Raw genomic sequence first — 24,797 nt, 5'->3', positions numbered from 1 at the left:
CCCCCAGGGCGCCAAAGAGCGCGCCCTCAGCGCGTCCGGCCTCCCAGGCGCCGCCTTTCGGCGCGGGCGCCGGAGCGGGACGGACCGGAGCAGCCGTCAGCGCCCCCTGCCGGCCGGAGCGGTGCAGTGGTCGCGCGCCTCCTCGAGCGCGGCGGCCAGGGCGGCCGGACGGCGGGTGGAGAGGTAGACGTAGGGGCAGAGGAGGGAGGGTTCGGCGACCTCCACCCGGACCGCGCAGGGGAGGTAGGTGCGGATGAGGAGCCGCGCCCGGGGGCTCGCCAGCCGGGTGCGCCAGGCGAAGGCGGCGGCCCGGTCGAGGACCTCGACCGCACCCGTGTGCTCGCCCCGCAGCACGATCGGGCCGGCCACCAGCACGCCGTCGCACACCCGGATCCGCGCCCCGCCGTACCGGCCGAACGCCCACGCGAGCGCCATCAGCAGCACGGTGCCGGCGCCGGCGGCGAAGGCCGCCGAGAGCGGGAGCAGCGCCGCCGCGAGCGCGCCGGCGGCCACCAGCGCGGCCAGCCACCAGCGCAGCGGGACGGAGAGTCGTTCGTCGTAGATCACCACACCCGGGATGCTGCCATGCCGTCGGCCGGCCGCCGACCCGGGGCCGCCGGGGACGGCCCGGGACGGCCCGCTGCCGAACCGCCGGACCGGAGCGGGTCAGATCGGGTCCGCCGCAGTCGGGCGCAGTCCGGCGCGGTCCGGTCGGACCGGCTCGGGTCAGGTCCGGTCGTGCCAGGAGAAGGCCGTGATCCGCCAACCCTGCGGTGTCCGCACGAACTGGATCGTCTTCGTCCCGCCGCCCTCGTAGGGCTTGCCGTCGAGGAGGCCGGACTTGCGGTACTCGCCGAAGCGGGACGCGACGTCGCCCTCGATCTCGGTCCGTTCGGAGGTCTCCCACTCGGAGAAGCCGACCAGCCGACCGTCCACCGCCAGCAGCCGTTCGCGCGGCTCGACGAACTCCTCGACCGAGTAGACCGTGAAGGCCGGAGCGGTGGCGACGATCACCCCCTGCGGGAGCATCAGGCGGCGCAACCGGGCCACATCGGCGCCGTGACCGTCCCGATTGTCGAACGCCCCGAAGAACTCGGCGGTCAGCTGGTCGATTTCGGCCTTGGACATGATCCGACCGTAGCACCGGAGGTTTCGCGAATCACCCCCCTGGCGCAATGTCACACACCGTGCCAGGGCGGAGCTTCCGCCGGGGAGCGCACACCCAGGTGTCCCGCCCGCGTGTGCGCCCTGGCCCGGGCCCCTGTCCCCGGGCCCCTGTCCCCGGGCCCCCGCCTCCCGCTCCCGCGGCAGGGGGAGACTCTCCCCATGACCCTGCTTCTCTCCCGTGCGGAGGTCGAGGCCTCCCTCGACCTCCCCACCGCGCTGGCCGCCCTGGAGGCGGGCTTCCGCACCGCCGACCGGCTGCCGCCCGCCCACCGCGTGGGCAGCGCGCTCCCCGGCCCCGGCACGGCGATGTGCCTGCTCCCCGGGCTGCTCCCCGACGTGCCCGCCTACACCGTGAAGGTCAACGCCAAGTTCCCCGCCGCGACGCCCGCGCTCCGCGGGATCGTCTGCCTGCACGCGCTGGCCGACGGCGAACTGCTGGCACTGCTGGACTCCGCCTCCGTCACCGCCTGGCGGACCGGCCTGGCCGCGGCGCTGGCCACCCACACGCTCGCGCCGGAGCACGCGCGGACGGTCGCCGTGATCGGTGCCGGCGCGCAGAGCCGGGCCACGCTCCGGGCACTGCGCACCCTGCGTCCGGTCGACGAGGTGTACGCCTACGACCTCGACCCGGACCGGGCCGCGGCGGTCGGCCGGGCCGTACCCGACGCACGGGCGGCCGTCGAGGCCGCGGACATCGTCATCACCGCCACCTGGTCGCGCGAACCGCTGCTGGACGCCGACGTGCTGAGGCCGGGTCTGCACCTGACGGCCCTCGGCTTCGACGAGCGCGGCAAGACCGAGCTCTCCCCCGCCCTGCTGCGCGCGAGCCGGCTCGTGGTGGACGACCGCGCCCTCGCCACCGCCTCCGGAGTCCTGCACGGCTCCGGCCCGGACCCGGCCCTCGCCGTCGAGTTCGCCGATGTCCTGCGCGGCACCCTGCCGGCCCGGCCGGACGACCGGCCCACCGTGTTCGCGCCGATCGGCCTCCCCTGGCAGGACCTCGCCCTCGCCTGGCCGGTCCTCCTCGCCGCCCGCTCCGCCGGTACCGCCCCCGTCTTCGACTTCCACTGACCGACCGGTTCCACCGGTTCCACCGACCCACCGGCGCGGCCGGCGGACCGGCAGCGGACCGGTCGGCGGACCGGCGGCGGCGGGAAAACCGCTGGCGGCGCGCCTGCCCGCCCGGTAGGAAGACCCCCATGAGTACTCCCGCCACCGCGCCCACCGCCGCCGACCCGGACGGCGCCGAGCCGCGCACCTTCCGCCGCACCACGCTCGACCTGGGCGACACCGTGCTCAGGCCGTGGGGGCGGGCCGACGCCGAGCCGGGACCGGTGCTGGACAGCCTGGTCGCCGCCGCGGCCGATCCGCTGATAGCCCTCTGGAACCCGCTCGCGACCCACGATCCCGCCGCCGCCCTGGCCTGGCTGGAGGCCCGCGAGGACGGCTGGGACCGGGGCGTGGCCGCGCCGTTCGCCGTACTGGACGCCGCCGACGGCGCCCTGCTGGGCTGCGTCAACCTGCGCTGGGTCGACCGCGCGGACGGCCTGGCGATGATCGGCTACTGGGCGCCGCCGGCCGGGCGCGGCCGGGGCGTGATCGGCCGGGCCACCAGGGCGGTCACCGCCTGGGGCTTCCGCACGGCCGACGCCCGGCGGATCGAGATCGCCCACGCGGTCGGCAACGAAGCCTCCTGCCGACTGGCCCTGAACTGCGGCTACCTCCCCGAGGGCACCCTGCGGGCCTCGCACCGCTTCGGCGACGGGACGTACCATGACGAACACCTGCACGCCCGCCTGGCCACCGACCCCGAGCCCGCCGCGCGGTAACGCCCCGCCTGCCGCGGGCTCCACCGGGACGCCCGGTGGAGGCCACGGACCCGCAGGGATCGGTCACCCGACCGTCAGCCGACGCGGAGCGGGTGGTCCGGGGAGAGCCGCTCCGCGATCCGGCGGGCCACGTCCTGCGCCGTGTTGCGGTCCGGCGCCGCGCAGTTCCGCGTCGTGCTGACGGCGATCGCCAGGTGCTCGTCCGGCTGGTAGGCCTCGATCGCGGCGTAACCGGAGAACGAGGGGTTGGACAGGATCCAGCCCCGGTCGACGATGACGCCGAGGCCGAAGTGCTGGGCCTCGGTCTGCGGCAGGCAGACGTCCTCCGGGCAGCCGTGCACCGGACCCGGCAGGCCGACCGTGCCGGGGTTCAGCTGGGTCCGGAAGGACGCCTCGGAGAGCAGCTCACCGGTGCCGACGGCCTCCACCGAGCGGGTCAGGTCGCAGATGTCGCTGATCAGCACCGCGCCCGGGGCGGTGGTCCAGGACGGGTTCCAGAACGTCGACTCCTCGTACCTGCCGCGCGAGGCGGTGAAGGCGTGCTGCACCGGGGTGGGGATGTCCGGGGTGAAGCTGTTGACGGTCTGGCGCATGCCGAGCGGGCCGAAGATCCGCTGCTCCAGCAGGTGGTCCAGCCGGGTGCCGGTGATCCGCTCCAGTGCCTCGCCGAGCAGAACGAAGTTCGCGTGCGAGTAGCTCCAGTTGGTCCCGGGCTCGTACCAGAAGTTCTGCCCGGTGGAGATCGCGACCAGTTCCTCCGGGGTCCAGTGCCGGAACGGCTCGGCGGCCAGCTCGTCCAGGAAGCCCCGGTCGGTGACGTAGTCGGCGAGCCCGGAGGTGGTGTCGCCGAGCATCCGCAGGGTGATCCGGTCCGACTTCGGCAGGTCCGGCAGCCAGCGGGCGACCGGGTCGTCCAGGCCGATCCGGCCCTCCTCGGCGAGTTGCAGCAGGATGATGCCGAGGAACGGGAAGGCCACCGACCCGGCCCGGAAGTGCATCGCGGGTTCGGCCGGAACACCCGTCATCGACTCGCCGAGGGCACCGGTGACGAGTTCGTGGCCGTCGACGGTGACCCGCAGGATCACCGACTTGAGGTCGAGCTCCTGCTGGACCTGCCGGGCGATGTCGAGCACCTCGCGGGCCCGGGGGTCGGCGTCGGGATCCGAGCGGACGCAGGAGTGCGCGGGCGAGGGGGTCTTGGCGAGGGCGCGGGCGGCGGCCGGCGGTACGGCCGGGAGGGCGACGGAGGTCAGGCTCGCGACCGTCAGGACGGCGGCGGCGAGCGCCTTGGTGCGGGAGAAGGTCATGACCGCACTATGGGCGGACAATCCGGACACGATCCGGCGCAACACTCCGCAGCGTCCTCCGGTGGAAGCAGCGCCGCGCCCGGACGCTCCGCCCGGCCGAACGCGCGCGAGCGCCCCGGGGCCCGCGGCCCCGGGGCGCTCGAGAAGCGTGGGATCAGCCGTTGGAACGGTCGAAGTACTGCACCCAGCTGCCGCGCGGGCCGACGAGGCCGACCGCACCGTTGCCGGCCTGCAGGCCCGACGAGGCGGACGGCTGCGGGCCCCCACCGTGAGCCACCGCAGCGGTCGGCGCGATCACGGCCGCCGCGGCGGCGACGGTGGCGATCACGGCGAACTGGCGGAGCTTTCCACGAACCGACATCTCAGGGTCTCCTTGATGGATGGTCAATAGCCTTGGCCGACCGCCTCCGAGGACGGCCGGACGCGACACACGTTTGCACACGAACGTGGAAATACCGGATGCCGCCGCAACCCGGACAGGCCGAACGGGTGAGAACTTACGCCCCCGGGGTGACCCCGACAGGCCCGTCCGGCCGTACGCCGCCGACCCGGCCCACCGCACCCGGGCGAACACCGCTGTTGACCGGATCACGGCCCCGCGAAGGGACCTGCCGGGCATAGGATCCGATCCGGCCCGGGGGAGCCGCGCCCGGTCGTGCGCGGGAACGAGCCCTCGGCCCGTTCCCGTCCGTCACAGATCCGAGGAGCGCCGTGAAACGAAGCCTGTCGACACCCGCCCGCCTGCTCGCCCTGGTCGGCGCCGCGCTGCTCGCGCTCGTCGTCGCCGCACCGCCCGCGAACGCGTACGTCCTCGAGCGCCGGGCGTGGATCATCAACGACGCAACATCCAGGTGCCTCGACGTGCCGGGCGACGGCGCGCCGTGGCCCGGCGACCGGGTCGGGGTCTTCCAGTGCACCCCGGGGGACAACCAGATCTGGGACCTCACCGGCACGGAATCGTTCGACTACTTGTACCCGAACGGTGATGTGAAGCACCTGGACCGGTTCGTCATCCAGAGCAGCCTGAGCCCCTACCTCTGCCTCGACATCCCGGGCACCGGCGGCGATCTGCCCAACGGGACCGAGATCCGACTCCACGGCTGCATCACCGCCCACGACAACCAGGAGTGGTACTGGCTCCCGTGGCCGACGAAGGACTCGGGCGACAAGCTGCTCGTCAACTACCAGACCGGGAAGTGCCTCGACGTCGACGGCGTGGCCGCCGACGGCACCGACTGGGGCAACCGCACGACCTGGCTCTACGACTGCTTCGTCCCCGGCGGCGGCACCGACGACCACGTCTGGCGCACCCTCGATCTCTGACAGTGCCCCGGCCCGACCCCTCCGCCCCCGCCGACCCCGGCGGGGGCGGAGCCGTTACGCCGCGTCGACACTCCGGGCGCGGCGGCCACCGGGGCGACGGTTCGCGGAGCGGCCGTCGACCGAGGCAGGAGCATCGCCGGCCGAGAGCCCGCCACAACGCCCGAGGAAGACGAATGCCCCAGTCCGCAGCCACCCACCGGACCGGCCGGGCCCACCCCGCAACCGCGCCGGGGAGGTCAACGGGTCGTGCCGGGCCGAGGGATCGGCCCGGAACGACGGCCGAGCGGTGACACGCGTCACAGGAACCGGTCGGCCCGCTCGGACAAGGCATCACGTGAACCATCCGCACTCCCGGCTCCGGGCCGGGAACCCCGAAGCATTTCGCGAGCTCTTCCGGGAGCACTCGTCCCTGGTCTACCGCCATGCCGTGCGGGTGACCGGGGACCGGGCGCTCGCCGAGGACGTGGTCTCGCTGACCTTCCTGGAGGCCTGGCGCCTGCGCGGGAAACTGCGCGACGAGGGCGACGGTCCACGGCCGTGGCTGATGGGCATCGCCGTCAATGTGCTGCGCAACACGACGCGTGCCGCCCGCCGCCACAACATGGCGATGGCCCGCATGCCGGCGGCCGCTCCGGTGCCCGACTTCGCCGACGAACTCGTCGGCCGGATGGCCGACTCCGAGCAGCTCGCGGCCGCCCGGAAGGCCCTGGGGCGGCTGCGGCGCTCGGAGCGCGAGGTCTTCGCGCTCTGCGTCTGGTCCGGACTCGGCTACGCGGAGGCGGCAGCCTCCCTCGGGGTGCCCGTCGGCACCGTGCGCTCGCGCCTCTCCCGGGCCCGCACCCGGCTGCGGAGACTCGCGGACGACGAGCTGCGCGCCGCGAAGAAGAACAACGCGCGGAACATCGCGAAGAAGAACCCGGAACCGCTCCGCATCCCCGGACAAGTACAGGGCGGCCGCGGCATCGCGGCCCGGCCGCACAAGGAGACGCACCGATGATCCGCAACCCGTGGCGGCACAACGAACCGCTCGACCGCGCGGAACTGGCCCGTCTGCTGCCGGCGGCGGCCGACCCCCGCCTGGCGACCGACCGCCAGGACCTGCTCGAGGAGTACTTGATGAACGAGATCCACCAGTCCGACCACGCCCCCGCGGCGCCCCCGGCACGGCGGCCGCTGCGCCGCGCCGCGCTGTTCGCGACCCCCGTCGCCGCGACGGCGGCCCTGGCCGTGGTGGTGTCCGTCGGCGGCTCGCCCGGCGCCAGCACCGTGGCCGCCCCGGAGCTGGTCAAGGCACCCGTCGTGCAGATCGAGGAGGGGAGCACCGCGCAGCTCGCCTCGACGGTCCGCGAGATCGCCGCCGCCGCGACGGCGCGCACCACGCCCCAGCCGGGACCGGGCCAGTACATCTACATCAAGAGCCGGGTCTCCTTCATGTCCACCCGTCACAACGTGGACACCGGGGAGTCCACCACCTGGGTCCAGCCGCTGCACGACCGCGAAGTGTGGAAGTCGCCCGACGGCACCAAGGGCTGGCTGGACGAGCCCGGTTACCAGGACAAGGGCGGCATCACCCTGGACAACAAGGAGCCCCGCAAGCAGAACACCTACAACTGGCTCGCGGCCCAGCCGACCGACCCCGACGCCCTGTTGAAGTCCGTCTACGCGACGGTGAGCGGCGACCGGGACCACGACCAGCAGGCGTTCAGGGAGATCGGCTCCGTCATCCGCGAGCAGCTCGTGCCCTCGGCGCTCACCGCCTCGCTCTACGAGGCCGCGGGGAAGATCCCGGGTGTCGTGGTGGTCGAGCACGCGCAGGACGCCTCCGGCCGGGACGGGATCGCCCTGGCGCGGCTCGACCCCTGGACCGGCGAGCGGTCGGAGTGGATCTTCGACCGGGTGACCCACCAGTACCTCGGCAGCCGCGGCGTGCAGGTCCGCGAGTTCGGCGGCGTCAAGCCCGGCACCGTCGTGGAGCGTACGAGCATCGTGACCCGGGCGATCGTCGACGCGAAGGACCAGCGGCCCGGCGCCGGTCAGGCCACGGTCTGACGCTCCCGAACCGGGTGGCCGGCCGGGTCACCCGTACGGGCGGTGCCCGGTCGCGCCCCGCCGTGTCCCGCTCCGGTGGCGCGGCGGGGCACCGATGCTGGCCCTGGCACGGCCCGACCGGGCCCGCCGCCGGCCCCGAGCCGTGGTCCGGCATACCGAACGAAATGGGTGAGCGTGATGTCCCGACTGCTGTTCTCCAGGGCCCTGCGGGCGGCGTGCGCGGCGGTGCTGCTGGGCGCCGGACCGGCGGCCGCCGACGCGTGCGCGGCCGGCCCGGACCTCGTGGTCTCGGCCGCCGACCCCGCCCCGGTGGCCGACGGCGGCTCCACCCTGCTGCACCCGGTGGTGACCAACGCCGGGGGCACCGCCACCGCTGAACCGTTCACGCTGTACGTGCACCTGCCGCCGGGGGTGGTGGGGTCCGGGAAGTCCTCCGGCGCGACCTGTGCCACCCTGCCCCACGGCCACACCGTGGCCTGCACCGTCCCGGCCGGCCTGGCGCCGGGTGCCTCGGTCACCGCCGAGGTGCGGATCTCGGTCGCTTCCGGCATGGACCCCGATGTGCTGGACGGCGAGGTCGAGGCCTACCTCCCGGACGACCCGACGCCGGACAACAACAGCCGCATCTTCAGGATCACCATCGTCTGACCCGCCCCCACCCCGCAGCACCCCGCACCGCTCCGGGGCGTCCGCCCGCCCAGCTGTCAATTCCCGTCCTGCACACCACAGATGGCCGAAAGCAGGACAACGCCGGGGCCGATTCACTACGGTCGTCCTCACGACAGCGGCACCGGCGGCACCGGACTCGTGGTCGGCGCGACCCGCCGGGCAGCACGGCAGGGGGTGGCATGGCACAGGCACGGAGGCGTCTGTCGCGTGCGGAGGCGGTGCGGCAACGCACCGGTGCGCAGTTCATCGGCCGCAGAGCGCAGCTGGCGCTGTTCGTGGACAATCTCGCCCGCGATCCGGACCCGGACTCCGGGCCGGATCCGGCGGACTTCCTGTTCCATGTGCGCGGGGTCGGCGGGGTCGGCAAGTCCACGCTGCTCGCCCAGTGGCGGGAGGCGGCCCGGCGGGCCGGTGCGCTGACCGCCCTGGTCGACGAGACCGATGTGCACAGCGTCGAGACGGCGCTCGGTGCGCTGGCCCGGCAACTCGCCGAACAGGCCGGTCCGCTGCGGGAGTTCGACAAGGCCCTGGAACAGTACCGGCGTTCGCTCCAGGCCGCGGCGGACCGCGAGCCCGAGCAGCCGCCCGGCGGGGAGAGCGCGTCGCTGCCGACCCGGCTGGCGGCCCAGGCGGCGCTCGGGGCGGTCTCGGTACTGCCGGGCGCGGGTGCGGTCGCGGCGATGGCGAACCCGGACGCGGTGGCCCAGGGCGCCGAGCGCCTGATCGCGGGGGTGCGGCAGCGCCGTCGCGGCGGCGACGTCGAGGAGGCGGCGCTCGGCCGGGCCTTCGTCGCGGAACTGTCCCGGCTCTGCGACCGCGACCGGGACCGCGGCCGGGACCGTGACCGCCGCCCCTGGATCGTGCTGTTCCTCGACACCTGGGAGCTGACGGGCCGCTATCTCGACAGCTGGCTGCGGGAGATCCTCGACGACGCGTTCGGCCCGTTGCCGCTGGAGGTGGTGTTCGTGCTGGCCGGCCGGGACGAGCTGGCCGAGCGCGAGTGGGCACCGTGGCGGCCGGTGCTGGTGGACGTGCCGCTGGAGGTGTTCACCGAACAGGAGGCCCGCGACCTGCTCACGGCGCGCGGGGTCACCGACCCGCTGGTGGTCGACGCGGTGCTGCGGATGTCGATGCGGCTGCCGCTGCTGGTCGCACTGCTGGCGGCGGCGGATCCCGGCGCGGTCGAGGAGGTCGCCGATGTCGGCGCCGACATGGTCGACCAGGCGGTGGTGCGCTTCCTGCAGTGGATCCCCGAACCGGAGCGCCGGGACACCGTACTGGCCGCCGCGCTGCCGCTGCAGCTCAACCGCGACCTGTTCGCCTGCGCCGTCCCGGAGGCCGAACCGGCCGTCTGGGACTGGCTCTCGGTGCAGCCCTTCGTGACCGGGCGCGGCGACTTCCTGCAGTACCACTCCGTGGTCCGCAGCAGCATGGTGCGCCGGCGCCGGATCCACACCCCGCGGGAGTGGACGGCCGCGCACATCCGCCTCGCCGAGCACCACGCCGCGGCGAGGGCGGCGGTCGAGCAGTACCTGCCGGCGGCCCGGTGCGGCGCCGACCCCAGGTGGCGGCGGCAGCTGCTGAACGAGACCTACCACCTGCTCTGCTCCGATCCGCTGGCCCGGCTGCCGCACGCCCTGGAGCACACCGCGCGCACCGCCGGGGACGCGCCGGACGCGCTGGCACCGTGGGCGGAGATGCTCAACCAGGCCGCGCAGGACAGCGACGACGCCGAACTGACCCGCTGGGCCCGCCGGATCCACGCGGCGGCGGCCGGCGAGCAGCCGGTGCTGGCGGTCCTGGACGTGCTCGCCGGTCCCGGTCTGCCGGTCCGGGTGCGGGCGTGGGCGCTCACCCATCGCGGCTACCAGTACTTCGTCGAGGACCGGGACGACGATGCCCTGGCCGACCTCGACCAGGCCGTCGCGATCGCCGCCGATCTGCCGCAGGCGCTCGCCTACCGGGGGCGTGTGCTCAACTGGCACGGCCACCACGAGCGGGCGCTGACGGACTTCACGGCGGCACTGGCCCTCGACCCGGAGTACGCCTGGGCGCTGTCCCGGCGCGGCGAGGCCCGGCAGTTGGCCGGGCTGACCGAGGAGGCGATGGCCGACTTCACGGCGGCGCTGGCGCTCGACCCGGACGACGCCTGGGCGCTGGGATCGCGCGGCCAGGCGCACCGGCTGGCCGGGCGGGTGGACGAGGCGGTCGCCGATCTGACCGCCGCCATCCTGCTCGACCCGGAGTACGCGTGGGCGTTCACCCAGCGCGGCGAGGCGTTCCGGACGGCCGGGCGGCTGGCGGACGCGGTCGCGGACTTCACCGCCGCGCTGGCGCTGGATCCCGGTGACGCCTGGTCGCTGAGTTCACGGGGCCAGGCGCTGCGGCAGGCCGGTCGGCTGGACGACGCGATCGCCGATCTGACCGCCGCGCTGGCGCTCGGCCCGGAGAACGCCTGGGCGCTGGCCGAGCGGGGCGAGGCGCACCGGCAGGCGGGCCGGCCCGAGGAGGCGGTGGCCGACTTCACGGCGGCGATCGCGCTCACTCCCGAGCACGCGTGGGCGCTGGGCTCGCGTGCCCAGGCGCACCGGCAGGCGGGGCGGCTGGAGGAGGCGATCGCGGACTTCACCGCCGCGCTGGCCCTCAACCCGGAGTACGCGTGGGCGGTCGGCGAACGGGGCGAGGCGCACCGGCAGGCGGGCCGACTGGAGGAGGCGATCGCGGACTTCACCGCCGCCCTCGCGCTGGACCCGGAGTACGCGTGGGCACTGGCCGAGCGCGGCGAGGCGCACCGGCAGGCGGGCCGGCTGGCGCAGGCGGTCGCCGACCTGAGTTCGGCGCTGGAGCTGGACCCCTCGGACGTGTGGGCGCTGCGGGCGCGCGGGCAGGCGTACCGGCAGGCGGGCCGGCTGGACGACGCGATCGCGGACCTGACGGCCGTCCTCGCGATCGACCCGGAGTACGCCTGGGCGCTGGCGCTGCGGGGCGAGGCGCACCGGCTGGCGGGGGACCTCGCGGAGGCGATCACCGATCTGAGTGCCGCGCTGGCGCTCGAACCGGACGACCCCTGGGCGCTCGGGTCCCGGGGGCAGGCCCGGCGGCAGGCCGGTCTGGTGGAGGAGGCGATCGCCGATCTCACGGCGGCGGTCACTCACAATCCGGAGTACACCTGGGCCCTGGCCGAGCGCGGTCAGGCACACCGGCAGGCCGGGCGCCCGGCGGCGGCGGTCGCCGACCTGGCGGCGGTGCTGGCCCGTGATCCGGAGGATCCGGCGGTGCGGTGCGCGCTGGCGGCGGCGTACCGGCACGACGGCCGGTTCGAGGAGGCCCGGGCGCTGCTGGCGGAGGTGTCGCCCGAGGCCGCGGCCTCGTCGACGGTGCTGATGGAGGTGGCGGTGCTGCGGCTGCTGACGGAGGGGCCGGCGGATTCGGCGGAGGCCTGGGAGGCCTTCCTGGAGTGCCCGTACGAGGATCCGCAGGACCCGTTCGAGCCGGCGGTGCGCAAGCTGCTGCACGGTCTGGTCGCGGGGGAGGCCGGTCCGGAGGAGTTGGCGCGGGCGTTCCTCGCGGTGCCGGGTGCCGGTGCGGCGCGGGCGGATGTCTGCCTCTATCTCGGCGAACTCGCGTGCGCCGGGGCACCGGTGGGGGATCGGGCGGCGGCGGCGCTGCGGATCCTCGGGTAGCGGTGGCGGACCGGCGGGGGCAGGGCGGGGCGGTCGGGCCGACCGGGCCGGGACGGTCGGACGGGATGCCCGTTCGGGCAGGCGAATTTTAGGGGTTGCCACCAGAAACGATCATTTGGGTAGATTCATGATCGACTGATTGACCGGCTCACGGCCGGTCGGCCTGCACCCGTACCACCCCGAGAACAGGATCCCGATGCCGAACCCCAGCTCCGCCGTGAGCCGTCGCACGCTGGTGACCGCGATCGGCGCCACCGCCGCCGCGATCGCCACCGCCCCGGCCGCGCACGCCGCCGCGCCGAGCACCCCGGCCGGGCCGACCACCCCGGCCCCGCGGCCCCGGCCGCGCCCGGCAGCCAGGCCGCCCGGACCGTGACCGTCCCGGCCACCCGGGCCCGCTCGGCCGCCGGTCGCGCCGCCGCCGGTGTGCGGACCGACTTCCCGATCCAGTACGTCGGCGTCAGCTGGGACGGCCCGCGCCGCGGCGGCGCCATCCGGCTCCACCACGAGGAGACCGGCCCCGGCGCCTGGCAGCCGATCGCCACCGGTTGCGCGGGCGGCCCCGACGTCGCGGGCACCGCCGCGAAGGCCGCCCCGGTCTCGGCCGCGCTGGTCCCGGCCGACGGCGCGGTCGGTTACGACCTGCGGCTGCCCGACGGCGCCACCAACCTGCGCTCCACCGCGCTGGACACCACCGCGGGCCCGGCCCGCACCACCGCGCTCTCCCCGACCACGCCGGTCACCTTCTGCGGCGTCGAGTACCTGAGCCGGGCCGCCTGGGGCGCCGACGAGTCCAAGCGGTTCAAGAACGGCGTGGAGAACTCCCCCGCCAAGTACTACCCGCTGCAGACCCTGACGGTGCACCACACCGACACCCCGAACGCGGACCCGGACCCGGCCGCCACCGTGCGCGCGATCTACGAGTACCACGCGATCACCAACGACTGGGGCGACATCGGCTACCACTTCCTCATCGACGAGGCCGGCCGGATCTACGAGGGCCGCTGGTCCGGTGACGACGGCATCCCCGGGTTCGACGCCAACGGCAACGCGGTGACCGCCTTCCACACCGCCGGCTTCAACTCGGGCAACCTCGGTGTCGCGCTGCTCGGCACCCTGGTCAACCAGGAGCCCACCGCCAAGGCCCGTCGCTCGCTCGCCCTGGTGCTCGCGCTGGCCGCCCGCACCCACGGGCTCGACCCGCAGGCGAAGGTCACCTTCGTCAACCCGGTCAACGGCGTGACCAAGCCGGTCGACATGATCAGCGGTCACCGCGACTGGCTGGCCACCGACTGCCCGGGCGGCGTCATGTACGCCGCCCTGCCCGCGCTGCGGGCCGAGGTCGCCGCGATCTGAGTCGCGTTCCCAGCCTCGCTCCGAGTCGCGGTCCGAGTCGCGGTCCCGCGGCACGACCCGTCCTCGCCGTCGCGGGCCCCCGGGTGCTCCCGGGGGCCCGCGACGGGCCGCGCCCGCCCGGCCGCCGCGCTCAGGCGTGCTCGACGTCGGCCGCGTCGGCCAGGCCCAGCAGTTCGACGGCCCGCTCCCGCATCTCCACCTTGCGGACCTTCCCGGTGACCGTCATCGGGAACTCCTCCACCAGGTGCACGTAGCGCGGCACCTTGTAGTGCGCGATCCGGCCCGCGCAGTACTCGCGCAGCGTCTCCGCGGTCAGCTCGGGCGCCCCGGGCCGCGGCCGGATCCAGGCCATCAGCTCCTCGCCGTACTTGACGTCGGGGACGCCGACGACCTGGACGTCCAGGATGTCGGGGTGGGTGTGCAGGAACTCCTCGACCTCGCGCGGGTAGATGTTCTCGCCGCCCCTGATCACCATGTCCTTGAGCCTGCCGGTGATGTTGAGGTACCCCTCCTCGTCCATCACCGCGAGGTCGCCGGTGTGCATCCAGCCCTCGGCGTCGACCGCCTCCGCGGTGCGGTCCGGCTGGTCCCAGTAGCCGAGCATGACCGAGTAGCCCCGGGTGCGGAGTTCGCCCGGGGTGCCGCGCGGCACGGTCAGGCCGGTCTCCGGGTCGGCCACCGCGACCTCCAGGTGCGGGCCGACCCGGCCGACGGTGGACACCCGCCGCTCCAGCGGGTCCTCGGCCCTGGTCTGGGTGGAGACCGGGGAGGTCTCGGTCATGCCGTAGCAGATGGAGACGTCCCGCATGCCCATCCGGTCGACGACCTGCTTCATCACCTCGATCGGACACGGTGAGCCGGCCATGATCCCGGTGCGCAGACTCGACAGGTCGTTCTCGGCGAAGCCCGGGTCGTTCAGCTCGGCGATGAACATGGTCGGCACGCCGTAGAGCGAGGTGCAGCGTTCGGCCGCCACCGCGCGCAGGGTGGCCGCCGGGTCGAAGGCCGGGGCCGGGACCACCACGCAGGCCCCGTGCGAGAGCGCCGCCAGGTTGCCCATCACCATGCCGAAACAGTGGTAGAAGGGCACCGGGACGCAGATCCGGTCCGCCTCCGTGTAGCCGCACAACTCCCCGACGAAGTAACCGTTGTTGAGGATGTTGTGGTGCGACAGGGTGGCGCCCTTGGGGAAGCCGGTGGTGCCCGAGGTGTACTGGATGTTGATCGGGTCGTGGGCGCCGAGTCCGGCGCCGGCCGCCACCAGCCGCTCCCGGTCGCCGCGCTCCCCCGCCGCCGCCAGCTCCCGCCACTCCGGGGAGCCGATCAGCAGCACGTCCCGCAGGCCGGGGCAGCGCGGGCCGGCCTCGGCGAGCATGGCCGCGTAGTCGGAGGTCTTGAAACCCGCCGCGGCCACCACTGTACGGATCCCCGCCTGCCGCAGCACGTACTCGACCTCGTGCGCGCGGTAGCCCGGGTTGACGGTCACCAGGATCGCGCCGATCCGGGCGGTGGCGTACTGGGTGAACACCCACTCGGGGCAGTTCGGCGCCCAGATGCCGACCCGGTCGCCGGCCCCGACTCCCAGGCCCAGCAGCCCCAGCGCGATCCGGTCCACCTCGGCAGCCAGCTCCCGGTAGGTCCAGCGGCGCCCGCTCGGCAGGTCCACCAGCGCCTCCCGGTCCGGGAACGCGGCCACCGCGCGGTCGAGCGCGACGCCGATGGTGTGCTCCAGCAGCGGCACCGAGGTACTGCCGGCGCTGATGCTGGGAGCGGGCACGGGAGGGGGCGGGGTCATGGCAACGGCTCCAGGACTCGTCCGGGCACAGGGCGACCGAGTCTACGCAGACCACCACCCCCCGTCACGCGGTTCCGGTCGGGCCCAGCCCGGCCTGCCCCGCCGGCCCACCGCCCCGCCGCGCCGGTCGGGCCCGGGGGCCGACCGGAACGCCGCGGCTCAGGCCAGGACCACCGGGGTGCCCGTCAGCTCGACCCCGGCGTCCCGGAGTTCGCCCAGCGCCGTGGCGGTGGTACCGGCGGCGACCCCCGCCGTGTAGTCGAGCAGCACCCGGACCGCGAAGCCCGCCTTCGCCCCGTCCAGAGCGGTGGCCCGGACGCAGTGGTCGGTGGCGATGCCGACGACGTCGACACCCTCGACACCGCGGGCGCGCAGCCAGTCGGCCAGCGGGGTGCCGTCCGCGGCGAAGCCCTCGAAGCCGCTCTTCGACGCGGACCGGGCACCCTTGAAGAACACCTCGTCGACCGCCCCTTCGGCCACGGCGGGGGCGAAGTCGGGGTGGAACTCGCCGCCCTCGCTGCCGACCACGCAGTGCACCGGGAACGACTCCCGGAAGTCCGGGTGGTCGGAGAAGTGCGGGCCCGGGTCGATGTGGTGGTCGCGGGTGGCGACGACGCAGCTGTACTCGCCGTCCGCCGTGCGGACCAGCTCGGCGATGGCACCGGCCCGCCCGGCGCCGCCCTTCACCGGGACGCTGCCGCCCTCACAGAAGTCCTTCTGCACGTCGACCACGATCAGAGCCCGACCCATGGCGAAATCCCTTCCTCGGGGGGTGACTTGTCCCTCGGTATGCTCACCCGCCCGGCTCGGGGAGGCCCGGCGCACGCGCCGGGCACTCACCCGATCGGGTCCGCACTCGGTCGGACCCGCACTCGGTCGGGCCCGCGCCCGATCAGGTGCGGGTGCCGTCCTGGGCGGGAGCGGCATCGGCCGCCCCGGCCGCCCCGGCGGACTCCTGGGCGGCGCCGGACTTCTGGGCGGCAGCGGACTCCTGGGCGGCGGCGGCCTCCCGCACCGCGGGGAGCGGCGGCGCCGGCACGGCGGCGGCCACCGCCGCGGCGGCCAGGGCCACCCCGCAGCCGATCAGCAGACCCACCCGGAAGCCGGTCTCGGAAGGCAGCACGTGCCCGCCCACGGTGGTGGTCAGCTGCGCGAGCACGACGCCGACCACGGCCGCGGAGACCGAGGTGCCGAGCGAGCGCATCAGACTGTTGAAGCTGTTCGCCGAGGCCGTCTCGGAGAGCGGCACCGCGCTCATGATCAGCGCCGGCATCGCACCGTACGCGAGACCCACACCGGCGTTGCAGATCAGCGTCACCACCAGCACGCCCCAGGTGGACCCGATCAGCACCATCGACAGCCCGTACCCGGCCGAGATCGCCAGCGCCCCGGCGACCAGGGTGAACTTGGGACCGCGCGCCGCCGAGAGCCGGCCGCCGAACGGCGAGACGACCATCATCATCAGGCCGGACGGCGCCATCCACAGCCCCATCGCCAGCATCGACTGGCCGAGCCCGTACCCGGTGGCCTCCGGCAGCTGGAGCAGCTGCGGCACGATCAGCGCCTGCGCGTACATCCCGAAGCCCACCAGGACCGACGCCGCGTTGGTCAGCAGCACCCTCGGCCGGGCGGTCACCCGCAGGTCGACCAGCGGCTCGGCGAGGCGCAGCTCCCAGACGCCCCAGGCGAGCAGCAGGACCACCGCGGCCGCGAACAGGCCGAGCGTGGTTCCGTCGGTCCAGCCCCAGTCACCGCCCTTGGAGACCGGCAGCAGCAGGCAGACCAGGCCGGCGCCGAGGCCGAGCGCCCCGACCGCGTCGAAGTGCCCGCCGGCCGGCCGGGTGGTGGGCGCGGGCACCAGGAGGCGGATCATCACCGCGACCGCCACCGTCAGAACGGCCGCGCCCCAGAACAGCGCCCGCCAGCTGGTGTACTGGGCGACGGCCGCCGAGATCGGCAGGCCGAGGCCGCCGCCGATGCCCATCGAGGCGCTCACCAGGGCGATCGCGGAGCCGAGCCGCTCGGGCGGCAGCACGTCGCGCAGCAGGCTGATGCCGAGCGGCACCACCCCCATGCCCATGCCCTGGAGGCCGCGTCCGGCGATCATCGGCAGCACCGAGGAGGTCAGCGCGCAGACCACCGAGCCGAGCAGCAGCGGGACGCAGCAGGCCAGCAGCATCCGCCGCTTGCCGAACAGGTCGCCGAGGCGGCCGCTGATCGGCACGAACACGGCGGCGGAGAGCAGGGTCGCGGTGATCACCCAGGAGGCGTTGGAGGGGGAGGTGTCCAGGATTCTCGGCAGCTCGCCGATCAGCGGGGTGACCAGGGTCTGCATGATCGCCGCCACCGTGCCGGTGAGGGCGAGCGTGGCGACGACTCCCCGGGTCCGGTCGGGGGCGGTGGTCTGTGGGGCGGCCATGAGCGGGGGCTCCTCGGTTCCGGTCGTCGGGCAGGACGGTTCGATGTTCATATGCAGAGTACACATAATATGTATCGTGCACATCAGTGCGGATGAGCGACCGCCTGCCATACTGTGCGCAAACACCGCAGGTCAGCGCCCCGGAATCAGGGACGGGAAGGACGGCATCATGAGCGGGCCCACGGACGAGGTGGCGTTCGAGTACATGGTGCTCAGCCGGCACCACTACCTGAGCCCGGCCGGCGCCCGGCCGGAGGGCAGCCGGCTCGACCGCAGCGCCTACATCCTGCTCAGCCGGATCCGGATGCAGGGCCCGATGTCGATCGGCGAACTCAGCGACGCCTTCGGACTGGACGCCTCCACCCTCAACCGGCAGACCGCCGCGATGACCCGGGGCGGGCTGGTCGAACGGATCCCCGACCCGGACGGCGGGATGGCCCGCAAGTTCCGCACCACCGAGGAGGGCGAACGCCGCCTCGACGAGGACCGCGCCGCGCACGCCCACGCCCTCGACCTGGTGATGGCCGACTGGCCCGCCGAGGACGTCCGGACCTTCGCCGACTTCCTGCGGCGCTTCAACACCGGCATCGAGCGCCTCGACGGCCGGCCCTGGCCCCGCCCCTGACCCACCACCGCCGGGCGCCCGGCCCCGGCGGACCCCGCCCGCCGCACCAGGAGCCCCACCGCATGGACCGTCCGCACGCCCCCGCCCTCCTCCTCGACGCCCTCGCCCCCGCACATCCGGCTGGCATCCTCGACGCCGCCGAGCGGGCCGAACGACGGGGCGCGGACCGCCTGGTGGTCTCCGAGACCGCCTACGACCCGTTCCTCCAGCTGGCCCGGGCCGCCGACCGCACCCGCTCGATCGAACTCGCCACCGGCGTGGCGGTCGCCCTCGCCCGCACCCCGATGACGCTCGCCTACCAGGCCTGGGGGCTGCACGCGGCGTCCGGCGGCCGGGCCGTGATCGGGCTCGGCTCGCAGGTCAAGCCGCACATCGAGAAGCGCTTCGGGATGCCCTGGGACCGGCCCGCCGCGCGGATGCGCGAGTACGTGCACGCGGTGCGGGCGATCTGGCACAGCTGGCAGACCGGCGACCGTCTGCGCTTCCGGGGGGACTTCTACACCCACACGGTGATGACGCCGGTCTTCGCCCCCGACCCGGTCCCGGCCGGGGTGCCGCGGATCCTGCTGGCCGGGGTCGGCCCGCTGATGGTGCGCACCGCCGGGGCGGTCGCCGACGGCTTCCTCAGCCACCCGTTCACCTCGGTCGACTACCTGACCCGGCAGGTGCTGCCGGCGCTGGCCGAGGAGCGCGGCGCGGCCGAGGCGGCGGGAGCGGCCTGGACCGGACGGCCGTTCGAGGTCGTCGGGAGCGTGCTCACCGCGACCGGCCGCACCGAGGAGGAACTGCGGGCCCACCGCGCCTCCGTCCGGGAGCGGCTCGCCTTCTACGCCTCCACGCCCGCCTACCGGCCGGTGCTCGCCCAGCACGGCTGGGAGGACCTGCACGAGGAACTGCACCGCCTGTCGCTGCGCGGGCGGTGGCCGGAGATGGCCGCGCTGATCGACGACCGGGTCTTCGACACCTTCGCCGTCGCGGGCACCGTCGAGGAGGCCGCCCGGGAGGTCCACCGCCGCTACGCGGGCCTGGCGACCAGGGTCTCGGTCAGCCTCCCCGAGAACGCCGACCCGGAGCTCGGCCTGGACGTCCTGGACGCGCTGCGCGCCCTCGACGGCCGCCCGGCACCGAACTGACGCGGCCGGTGCGGCTACGCTCCGCAGTCGCCCGGGAAGGGGCGGCCGTGGGGAAAACCGGACGCGCCGTATGCTTCGCCGCCGTCACCTTCCGCGCGGGCGAAGGGTCGTGACGGCGGCTCGACCCCTTCGGCCCGCCTCGGCCCGCGTCAGCCCGCGTCGTCGGGCCGCTCACCCTCCGGGCCGGCGGCGTCCGCCGCCTCGCGCGCCGCGGCCTCCCGGGTCGCCGTCATCTCGGCGTAGACCCGCGCACCCCGGTCCGGGGCCAGGTCCAGACAGGCGAGCACACCGGGGACGGCCACGCTCGGCATCAGGTGCCGGTAGAGCGTCGAGACCCGGACGGCCAGGTCGGCGCGACCGGTGAACCGCTGCGACTGGAGCTGCACACCGACCCAGGAGGCCGTCATCAGCCCGGCCGTGTCGGCCGGAACCACGTGCGGCAGCAGTTCGCCGCGCTCGCCCGCGTCGACCAGCAGCCGCTCCAGCCGGGAGATCCAGCCGGGCGCCGCGTCGATACCCATCTGCTTGTCGGCACCCTGGTCCACCGAGAGCCGGACAGCCGCGCTGACCAGCGGATCGATGGGCACCAGATGCGTGACCACCATCCCGGTGTCCACGAACTCCTGGAGCTTGCAGGAGCGCTCCGGCACCGCCTCGGCCTCGAACTGCCCCTCGATCACCCCTTGCGCGAGCTCCCGCTTCGAGGCGAAGTGGAAGTAGACGGCGCCCCGCGTCACCCCGGCCCGGGACACGACCTCACCGATGGTCGCCCGCTCGTAACCGAACTCGTCGAACACCGAGGCCGCGGCCTCCAGAATCAGCCGCCGCGTCCGCAGCGCCCGTTCCTGTCGTACCACCCCGACCACCCCCACCACACCAGCACCGAAACAAAACCAAACAGCCCGTATCTTACCCGGGGCACGGAAACGCCCCGACTTCCGCGTCGGCGGGGGCACCCGCGCACGGGCTGTCAGAGGATACCGACCGTGCGGTCCACTCCGGACGCACACCCCGGGACCGACCCGGGGCCGGGGCCCGCTCACTGACGTACCTCCCGGGCGTGCTCGGGGGCGCTCCGGGGATGCGACCGGGCTTCGACCGGGCTTCGACGGGGGCGCCCCGGACACGCTCGGGCCGAACTCCCGGGCGGCGACCGGCCGAAGGAGCGGCCGGGCTCCACCGGCCCGACCCGGTGCCGCTCGCTCACCCCGCCTCGGCCCGGTCCAGCACCGCGACCGCCTCGACCTCCACCAGCTGGTCGTGGTAGCCGAGCACGGAGACCCCCAGCAGGGTGCTCGGCACGTCGTGCGCGCCGAGGTACTCGCGGTAGACCTCCCAGACGGCCACCAGGTCGCTCTGCCGGGAGGAGGCCACGTAGACCGTGGTGCGCACCAGGTCGGTGAGTGCGGCGCCCTCGTCCTCCAGCACGGTGAGCAGGTTCCGCATCACCTGGTGGGCCTGGCCCGCGTAGTCGCCCACCGCCACCGTGCGCCCCTCGGTGTCCAGCGGGCAGGCGCCGGCCAGCCAGAGCGAGCGGACCGGCGCGTCGACGGCCGCCGCGTAGGCGTAGTCGACGGCCTGGGTGAGCCGGTGGTTGCGGATCAGCCTGACGGCGCTGCTCATGGGTGCCTCCCGGACGGTCGTTCGGTGCTGTCGGAGCCATCGTTCGAAGCCGGGGCCGGGACCGTCAATCGATTTACCGCGCCGCCCCGGGCACCCGGGGCCCCGTCGGCCGGGAATTCACCTCTGCGGGTGATGGCGGCGCGGGAGCCCGAACCGGGATCCTGGTGGTTCGCCGACGACCGAGGGGGCTGCCGTGCCGTTTCCGCACACCACCGGGGGCTGGGGCCGCCGCGGACTGCTGGGGGTCGCCCTGGGGGCCGCCCTGGCCCCGCTGGGGGCCGGTTCCGCCGCCGCCCGCCCCCGCGAGGAGGACCCAGGACTCCCGCTCGGCCTCCGGGTCGCCGCCGTGGCGGCCGCGCAGATCGGCGTGCCGTACGCCTGGGGCGGCGGCGACCGGCTGGGGCCGAGCCTCGGTTTCTGCGACGAGGAGAACGGCTACCTGGACGGGAAGTGCCTGGGCGAGAGCACGACCGGCTTCGACTGCAGCGGACTCTCCCTGCACTGCTGGTACCGGGCCAGCGGCGGAGCGGTGGAGCTCGGCCACTACACCGTCGCCCAGTTCCACCGCTCCGCCCCGGTCGACCGGTCCGGCCTGCTCCCCGGCGACCTGCTGTTCTTCTCCCGCCCGGACGCACCCCTGCACCACGTGGGCCTCTGGGCCGGTGACGGCGCGATGATCCACGCGGAACGCACCGGCACCCTGGTGGCCCGGGTCGAGGGCGTCCTCGATCTGCCGCGCTGGGCCGGCGAGTTCGCCGGCGCCCGCCGCCCGCTGCCGCTCGACCGCTGACTCTCCGACCCACGGGCCGACGGACCGGCGGCCCCGCCGACCGAGCGGTCGAGGCCGGGCGGATCACGGGGCGCCCGGCAGCTCCGCGTGGATCCGGGCGAGCAGCTCGTGCAGGACCCGCCGCTCCGCCCCGCTCAGCGGCGCCAGCACCTCCTCCTGCACGGCCAGCGCCTCGGCGCGCAGCTCGGCGAGCAGCGCGCGCCCCGCGTCCGTGACGGTGACCGAGAGCCGGCGGCGGTCGGCGGCGTCCCGGACCCGTTCGACGTAGCCGGCGTGGGCCAGCTGGTCGGCGACCTTCGCCATGTCGCTGGCGTCGACACCCAGCCGTCGCACGAGGTCCCGCTGCGCGTGCGGGCCGAAGTCGGCCAGCGCGGCGAGCACCGCCATGTCCCACAGCCGCAGCCCGCGCCGGGCGAGGCGTTCGGCGAGCCGGGAGCGGGCCGCCCTGCCGGTCCGGGACAGCAGATAGGTGCTGAGGTCCAGCAGGGTCGGCGGGGTCGCACGGGCGGGCGGCGGAGCGCCGGGGGCGGGAGCGGTGGAGCCGGGTTCCTCTGAAGCCATGGGAGAAGTCTAGGGTGCCGCCCTATAGTGGGTGCCGACCCATAATTCTGTGACCGCGAGCACCAGCACCCGAGGCGAGGAACCCCGACCATGGACGCCCTGTACCACCGCCTGCTCGTCGCCGACTTCCCCTCCTGCTTCGGCTTCTACCGGGCCGTCCTGCCGCCGCTGACCGGCGCGGCACTGGTCAAGGGGACGCCCGACGGCCCGTACGCCACCTGGGACCTCGACGGTCAGGCCGTACTGTCGCTGTTCGACCGGGGCATGCTCGCCGCCGCCGTCGGCACCGCCGCGCTGCCCGCCGAACCGGCCGCCGCCCAGGACGGCACCATGCTGGTGCTCCAGGTCGAGGACGTCGGGCGGGCGTTCGACCTCTGCCGGGGCTACGGCGCCGACCCCGTCGCCGGCCCCACCGACCGCCCCGAGTGGGGGCCGGGGCTGCGCACCGCCCATCTGCGGGACCCCGAGGGCCGGCTGATCGAACTCCAGTCGTACTGACCCGCGCCGACCTCCCTCGCCGGCGGGCACCCGGTCCCGTACCGGCCGATCCGTCCCCGCCCGGCGACGCCCGCGGCCCGGGTCCCCGGTGCCGGGCGGACGGGCCGCGGGCGTCGCGGGGCCGTCGGCGCGAGGGCGGTGGGCGGTCGGCGCGAGGGCGGTGGGCGGTCGGCGCGAGGGCGGCGGCGGCCGCCCGGCGGGGTCCGAAGGACAGGACCTAGCGCGGGGCGTCCAGGTGGTAGAGCGCGGAGCAGGTCCGGCCGTGCAGCGGGACGACCTGGCGGACGGCGACCGGGGAGTGGCCGACCGCGGCCGTGCAGTACCGGGAGTCCGGGACCGGCAGCGGGCGCAGCGTGACGCCGGTGGCGGGGGCGGCGAGCGCCACCCCGCCGAGGGCCAGCCCGGCCGTCAGGGCTGCGACGGTGATGCGGCGGGCGAGGCGCATGGGGTACCTCCGGAGGAGCGCGAACGGGGGACGGCGGTGGCCGGGGACGGCCGCCGCCCCCATTCGAACGGCGGGCGCGCCGGGCGGCCCGGCCGACACACCGCGCGCGCCGCTAGTCGTACGTGTACGACTGCGGACGGGGGGATCCGGCGGCGGCCGCCCGGCCTCATCCGGAGGAACCGCCCCGCCGCTCCCCCGGCCCGTCCCACAGCTCCTGGGCGCACGCGCCGACGAGCGCGCGGATCCGGGCCAGCGCCTCCCCCGCCGCCAGTGGTTCCGGCCGCCGGCCGTCGCGCAGGCGCAGGGCGAGCAGGTCGTCCGCCGCCTCGCGCGGGCCGAGCACCGCCTGGTACGGGACCAGCCGGGCCGCCCGGATCCGCGCGCCCAGGCTGCCGCGCTCGGGCCCGGCCACCTCGGCCCGCAGCCCGAGGTCCAGACAGCGCTCGCGGAGCTGCTCGGCCCGCACCCGCTCACCCTCGGTCAGCGGCAGCAGCACCAGCTGGACCGGTGCCAGCCAGGCCGGGAAGGCCCCGCCGTACAGCTCGATCAGATGGGCGACCACCCGCTCCACGCTGCCGATGACGCTGCGGTGCACCATCACCGGGCGGTGCTTCGCCCCGTCCGGTCCGATGTACCGCAGGCCGAACCGTTCCGGCTGGTGGAAGTCGATCTGCACGGTGGAGAGGGTGGACTCGCGCCCGGCCGCGTCGGCGATCTGGACGTCGATCTTCGGCCCGTAGAACGCGGCCTCGCCCGCCGCCGCCTCGAACGGCACCCCGGAACGGGAGAGCACCTCGGTCAGCAGCGCGGTGGCGCGTTCCCAGAGCGCCGGGTCCGCCACGTACTTGCCGCCCTCCCCCGGCAGCGAGAGCCGGTACCGGACCGGCCGGATGCCGAGTGCGCGGTGCGCCTCGGCGATCAGTTCCAGCGCGGCCACCGCCTCGTCGGCGGCCTGCTCGGGGGTGCAGAAGACGTGCGCGTCGTTCAGCTGGATCGCCCGCACCCTGCTCAGTCCACCGAGCACGCCCGAGAGTTCGGAGCGGTACATGCCGCCGAGTTCGGCGATCCGCAGCGGCAGTTCCCGGTGGCTGCGGGGCCGTGAGCGGTAGATCAGGGCGTGGTGCGGACAGAGGCTGGGGCGCAGGACGACCTGCTCGGCGCCGAGGTCCATCGGCGGGAACATGTCGTCCCGGTAGTGCTGCCAGTGGCCGGAGATCTCGTAGAGCTCGCGTTTGCCGAGGACGGGCGAGTACACGTGGCGGTATCCGGCGCGCCGCTCGCGGTCGCGGACGAACTCCTCCAGGGTGTGCCGGACCGCGGCGCCGTCGGGCAGCCAGTACGGGAGGCCGGAGCCGATCAGCGGGTCGGTGTCGAAGAGTCCGAGCGCGCGGCCCAGCCGCCGGTGGTCGGCCTCGGGAAGGGGCGCGGGAACAGGCGCGGGAACAGGCGCGGGGGCGGGAAGGGCGGCGGCATCGGGGGCGGGGACGACGGGGTGGCTCATGGGGTCTCCACTCTGCGTGCGGGC

General features: G+C 74.9%; 25 protein-coding genes. 13 read left to right on the top strand and 12 right to left on the bottom strand.

Annotated features, from left to right (window positions below):
- Positions 1-96: 96 nt before the first annotated feature.
- Positions 97-570 (bottom strand): DUF3093 family protein, encoded by a 474-nt coding sequence (locus tag BLU95_RS36420; RefSeq protein ID WP_093863751.1) that lies wholly within the window; start codon positions 568-570, stop codon positions 97-99.
- Positions 571-726: 156 nt separating this feature from the next.
- On the bottom strand, positions 727-1,128 hold the full coding sequence (locus BLU95_RS36415) for a Cif family virulence factor (RefSeq protein WP_093863750.1): 402 nt from the start codon (positions 1,126-1,128) through the stop codon (positions 727-729).
- Positions 1,129-1,326: 198 nt separating this feature from the next.
- Here BLU95_RS36415 and BLU95_RS36410 point away from each other — a divergent pair, with 198 nt between their 5' ends.
- Positions 1,327-2,238 (top strand): ornithine cyclodeaminase family protein, encoded by a 912-nt coding sequence (locus tag BLU95_RS36410; RefSeq protein ID WP_093863749.1) that lies wholly within the window; start codon positions 1,327-1,329, stop codon positions 2,236-2,238.
- Between the two features lie 128 nt (positions 2,239-2,366).
- Complete coding sequence (locus BLU95_RS36405; RefSeq protein ID WP_093863748.1) at positions 2,367-2,996, top strand: GNAT family N-acetyltransferase; 630 nt, start codon at positions 2,367-2,369, stop codon at positions 2,994-2,996.
- Between the two features lie 74 nt (positions 2,997-3,070).
- On the opposite strand, the gene BLU95_RS36400 is transcribed toward BLU95_RS36405, so the two are convergent.
- Positions 3,071-4,303 carry a serine hydrolase domain-containing protein gene (locus BLU95_RS36400; protein ID WP_093863747.1) on the bottom strand — a complete coding sequence of 411 codons (1,233 nt, stop codon included), beginning with the start codon at positions 4,301-4,303 and terminating at the stop codon, positions 3,071-3,073.
- Positions 4,304-4,457: 154 nt separating this feature from the next.
- On the bottom strand, positions 4,458-4,664 hold the full coding sequence (locus BLU95_RS36395; RefSeq protein WP_093863746.1) for a hypothetical protein: 207 nt from the start codon (positions 4,662-4,664) through the stop codon (positions 4,458-4,460).
- Positions 4,665-5,014: 350 nt separating this feature from the next.
- Here BLU95_RS36395 and BLU95_RS36390 point away from each other — a divergent pair, with 350 nt between their 5' ends.
- The 7 genes from BLU95_RS36390 to BLU95_RS36360 all read left to right on the top strand — a co-directional run bounded on the left by BLU95_RS36390 (position 5,015) and on the right by BLU95_RS36360 (position 13,383).
- Positions 5,015-5,626 (top strand): RICIN domain-containing protein, encoded by a 612-nt coding sequence (locus BLU95_RS36390; protein WP_159425148.1) that lies wholly within the window; start codon positions 5,015-5,017, stop codon positions 5,624-5,626.
- 334 nt (positions 5,627-5,960) lie between these two features.
- On the top strand, positions 5,961-6,623 hold the full coding sequence (locus BLU95_RS36385; RefSeq protein WP_093863744.1) for an RNA polymerase sigma factor: 663 nt from the start codon (positions 5,961-5,963) through the stop codon (positions 6,621-6,623).
- Positions 6,620-7,675, top strand: a complete 1,056-nt coding sequence (locus BLU95_RS36380) for a CU044_5270 family protein (protein ID WP_093863743.1) — start codon at positions 6,620-6,622, stop codon at positions 7,673-7,675. The genes BLU95_RS36385 and BLU95_RS36380 overlap by 4 nt, the downstream gene beginning before the upstream one ends.
- Before the next feature lie 177 nt (positions 7,676-7,852).
- A complete protein-coding gene (locus BLU95_RS36375; RefSeq protein ID WP_093863742.1) occupies positions 7,853-8,323 on the top strand; it encodes a hypothetical protein in 471 nt (156 codons plus the stop codon).
- Positions 8,324-8,523: 200 nt separating this feature from the next.
- The gene (locus tag BLU95_RS45330; RefSeq protein WP_159425147.1) at positions 8,524-12,027 is read left to right on the top strand and encodes a tetratricopeptide repeat protein; all 3,504 of its coding nucleotides are present in this window, start codon (positions 8,524-8,526) and stop codon (positions 12,025-12,027) included.
- 139 nt (positions 12,028-12,166) lie between these two features.
- Positions 12,167-12,403: a hypothetical protein gene (locus tag BLU95_RS36365; RefSeq protein WP_093863740.1), complete on the top strand. Its 237-nt coding sequence runs from the start codon at positions 12,167-12,169 to the stop codon at positions 12,401-12,403.
- The gene (locus tag BLU95_RS36360) at positions 12,400-13,383 is read left to right on the top strand and encodes an N-acetylmuramoyl-L-alanine amidase (RefSeq protein ID WP_093863739.1); all 984 of its coding nucleotides are present in this window, start codon (positions 12,400-12,402) and stop codon (positions 13,381-13,383) included. Before BLU95_RS36365 ends, BLU95_RS36360 begins: the two co-directional genes overlap by 4 nt.
- 130 nt (positions 13,384-13,513) lie before the next feature.
- Here BLU95_RS36360 and BLU95_RS36355 read toward each other — a convergent pair whose 3' ends face one another.
- The 3 genes from BLU95_RS36355 to BLU95_RS36345 form a co-directional block, all read right to left on the bottom strand.
- Positions 13,514-15,178, bottom strand: coding sequence for an AMP-binding protein (locus BLU95_RS36355; protein ID WP_093863738.1), 1,665 nt, complete (start codon positions 15,176-15,178; stop codon positions 13,514-13,516).
- A 159-nt stretch (positions 15,179-15,337) separates the two neighbouring features.
- On the bottom strand, positions 15,338-15,928 hold the full coding sequence (locus BLU95_RS36350) for an isochorismatase family protein (RefSeq protein ID WP_093863737.1): 591 nt from the start codon (positions 15,926-15,928) through the stop codon (positions 15,338-15,340).
- A 142-nt stretch (positions 15,929-16,070) separates the two neighbouring features.
- A complete protein-coding gene (locus BLU95_RS36345; protein ID WP_093865392.1) occupies positions 16,071-17,597 on the bottom strand; it encodes an MFS transporter in 1,527 nt (508 codons plus the stop codon).
- 169 nt (positions 17,598-17,766) lie between these two features.
- Between BLU95_RS36345 and BLU95_RS36340 the strand changes: the two genes are divergently transcribed.
- Both BLU95_RS36340 and BLU95_RS36335 read left to right on the top strand, forming a co-directional pair.
- Complete coding sequence (locus tag BLU95_RS36340) at positions 17,767-18,222, top strand: MarR family winged helix-turn-helix transcriptional regulator (protein ID WP_093863736.1); 456 nt, start codon at positions 17,767-17,769, stop codon at positions 18,220-18,222.
- Between the two features lie 62 nt (positions 18,223-18,284).
- Positions 18,285-19,355 carry a TIGR03617 family F420-dependent LLM class oxidoreductase gene (locus BLU95_RS36335; RefSeq protein WP_093863735.1) on the top strand — a complete coding sequence of 357 codons (1,071 nt, stop codon included), beginning with the start codon at positions 18,285-18,287 and terminating at the stop codon, positions 19,353-19,355.
- Between the two features lie 149 nt (positions 19,356-19,504).
- On the opposite strand, the gene BLU95_RS36330 is transcribed toward BLU95_RS36335, so the two are convergent.
- Together BLU95_RS36330 and BLU95_RS36325 are read right to left on the bottom strand one after the other, a co-directional pair.
- Positions 19,505-20,212 carry a ScbR family autoregulator-binding transcription factor gene (locus BLU95_RS36330; RefSeq protein ID WP_093865391.1) on the bottom strand — a complete coding sequence of 236 codons (708 nt, stop codon included), beginning with the start codon at positions 20,210-20,212 and terminating at the stop codon, positions 19,505-19,507.
- A gap of 346 nt (positions 20,213-20,558) precedes the next feature.
- Positions 20,559-20,978 (bottom strand): RidA family protein, encoded by a 420-nt coding sequence (locus BLU95_RS36325; protein WP_093863734.1) that lies wholly within the window; start codon positions 20,976-20,978, stop codon positions 20,559-20,561.
- 193 nt (positions 20,979-21,171) lie between these two features.
- Here BLU95_RS36325 and BLU95_RS36320 point away from each other — a divergent pair, with 193 nt between their 5' ends.
- Positions 21,172-21,768, top strand: coding sequence for a C40 family peptidase (locus BLU95_RS36320; protein ID WP_093863733.1), 597 nt, complete (start codon positions 21,172-21,174; stop codon positions 21,766-21,768).
- Between the two features lie 63 nt (positions 21,769-21,831).
- On the opposite strand, the gene BLU95_RS36315 is transcribed toward BLU95_RS36320, so the two are convergent.
- A complete protein-coding gene (locus BLU95_RS36315; RefSeq protein ID WP_093863732.1) occupies positions 21,832-22,329 on the bottom strand; it encodes a MarR family winged helix-turn-helix transcriptional regulator in 498 nt (165 codons plus the stop codon).
- Positions 22,330-22,419: 90 nt separating this feature from the next.
- Here BLU95_RS36315 and BLU95_RS36310 point away from each other — a divergent pair, with 90 nt between their 5' ends.
- Positions 22,420-22,827: a VOC family protein gene (locus tag BLU95_RS36310; protein ID WP_093863731.1), complete on the top strand. Its 408-nt coding sequence runs from the start codon at positions 22,420-22,422 to the stop codon at positions 22,825-22,827.
- Positions 22,828-23,044: 217 nt separating this feature from the next.
- Here BLU95_RS36310 and BLU95_RS36305 read toward each other — a convergent pair whose 3' ends face one another.
- Both BLU95_RS36305 and thrS read right to left on the bottom strand, forming a co-directional pair.
- Complete coding sequence (locus BLU95_RS36305) at positions 23,045-23,272, bottom strand: hypothetical protein (protein WP_093863730.1); 228 nt, start codon at positions 23,270-23,272, stop codon at positions 23,045-23,047.
- 166 nt (positions 23,273-23,438) lie between these two features.
- Positions 23,439-24,773, bottom strand: coding sequence for a threonine--tRNA ligase (gene thrS / locus BLU95_RS36300; protein ID WP_093863729.1), 1,335 nt, complete (start codon positions 24,771-24,773; stop codon positions 23,439-23,441).
- Positions 24,774-24,797 lie beyond the last annotated feature (24 nt).

This window comes from Streptomyces sp. TLI_053 (genome assembly GCF_900105395.1).
Lineage (GTDB): Bacteria > Actinomycetota > Actinomycetes > Streptomycetales > Streptomycetaceae > Kitasatospora.
This window is presented reverse-complemented; position numbering and strand designations above follow the sequence as displayed.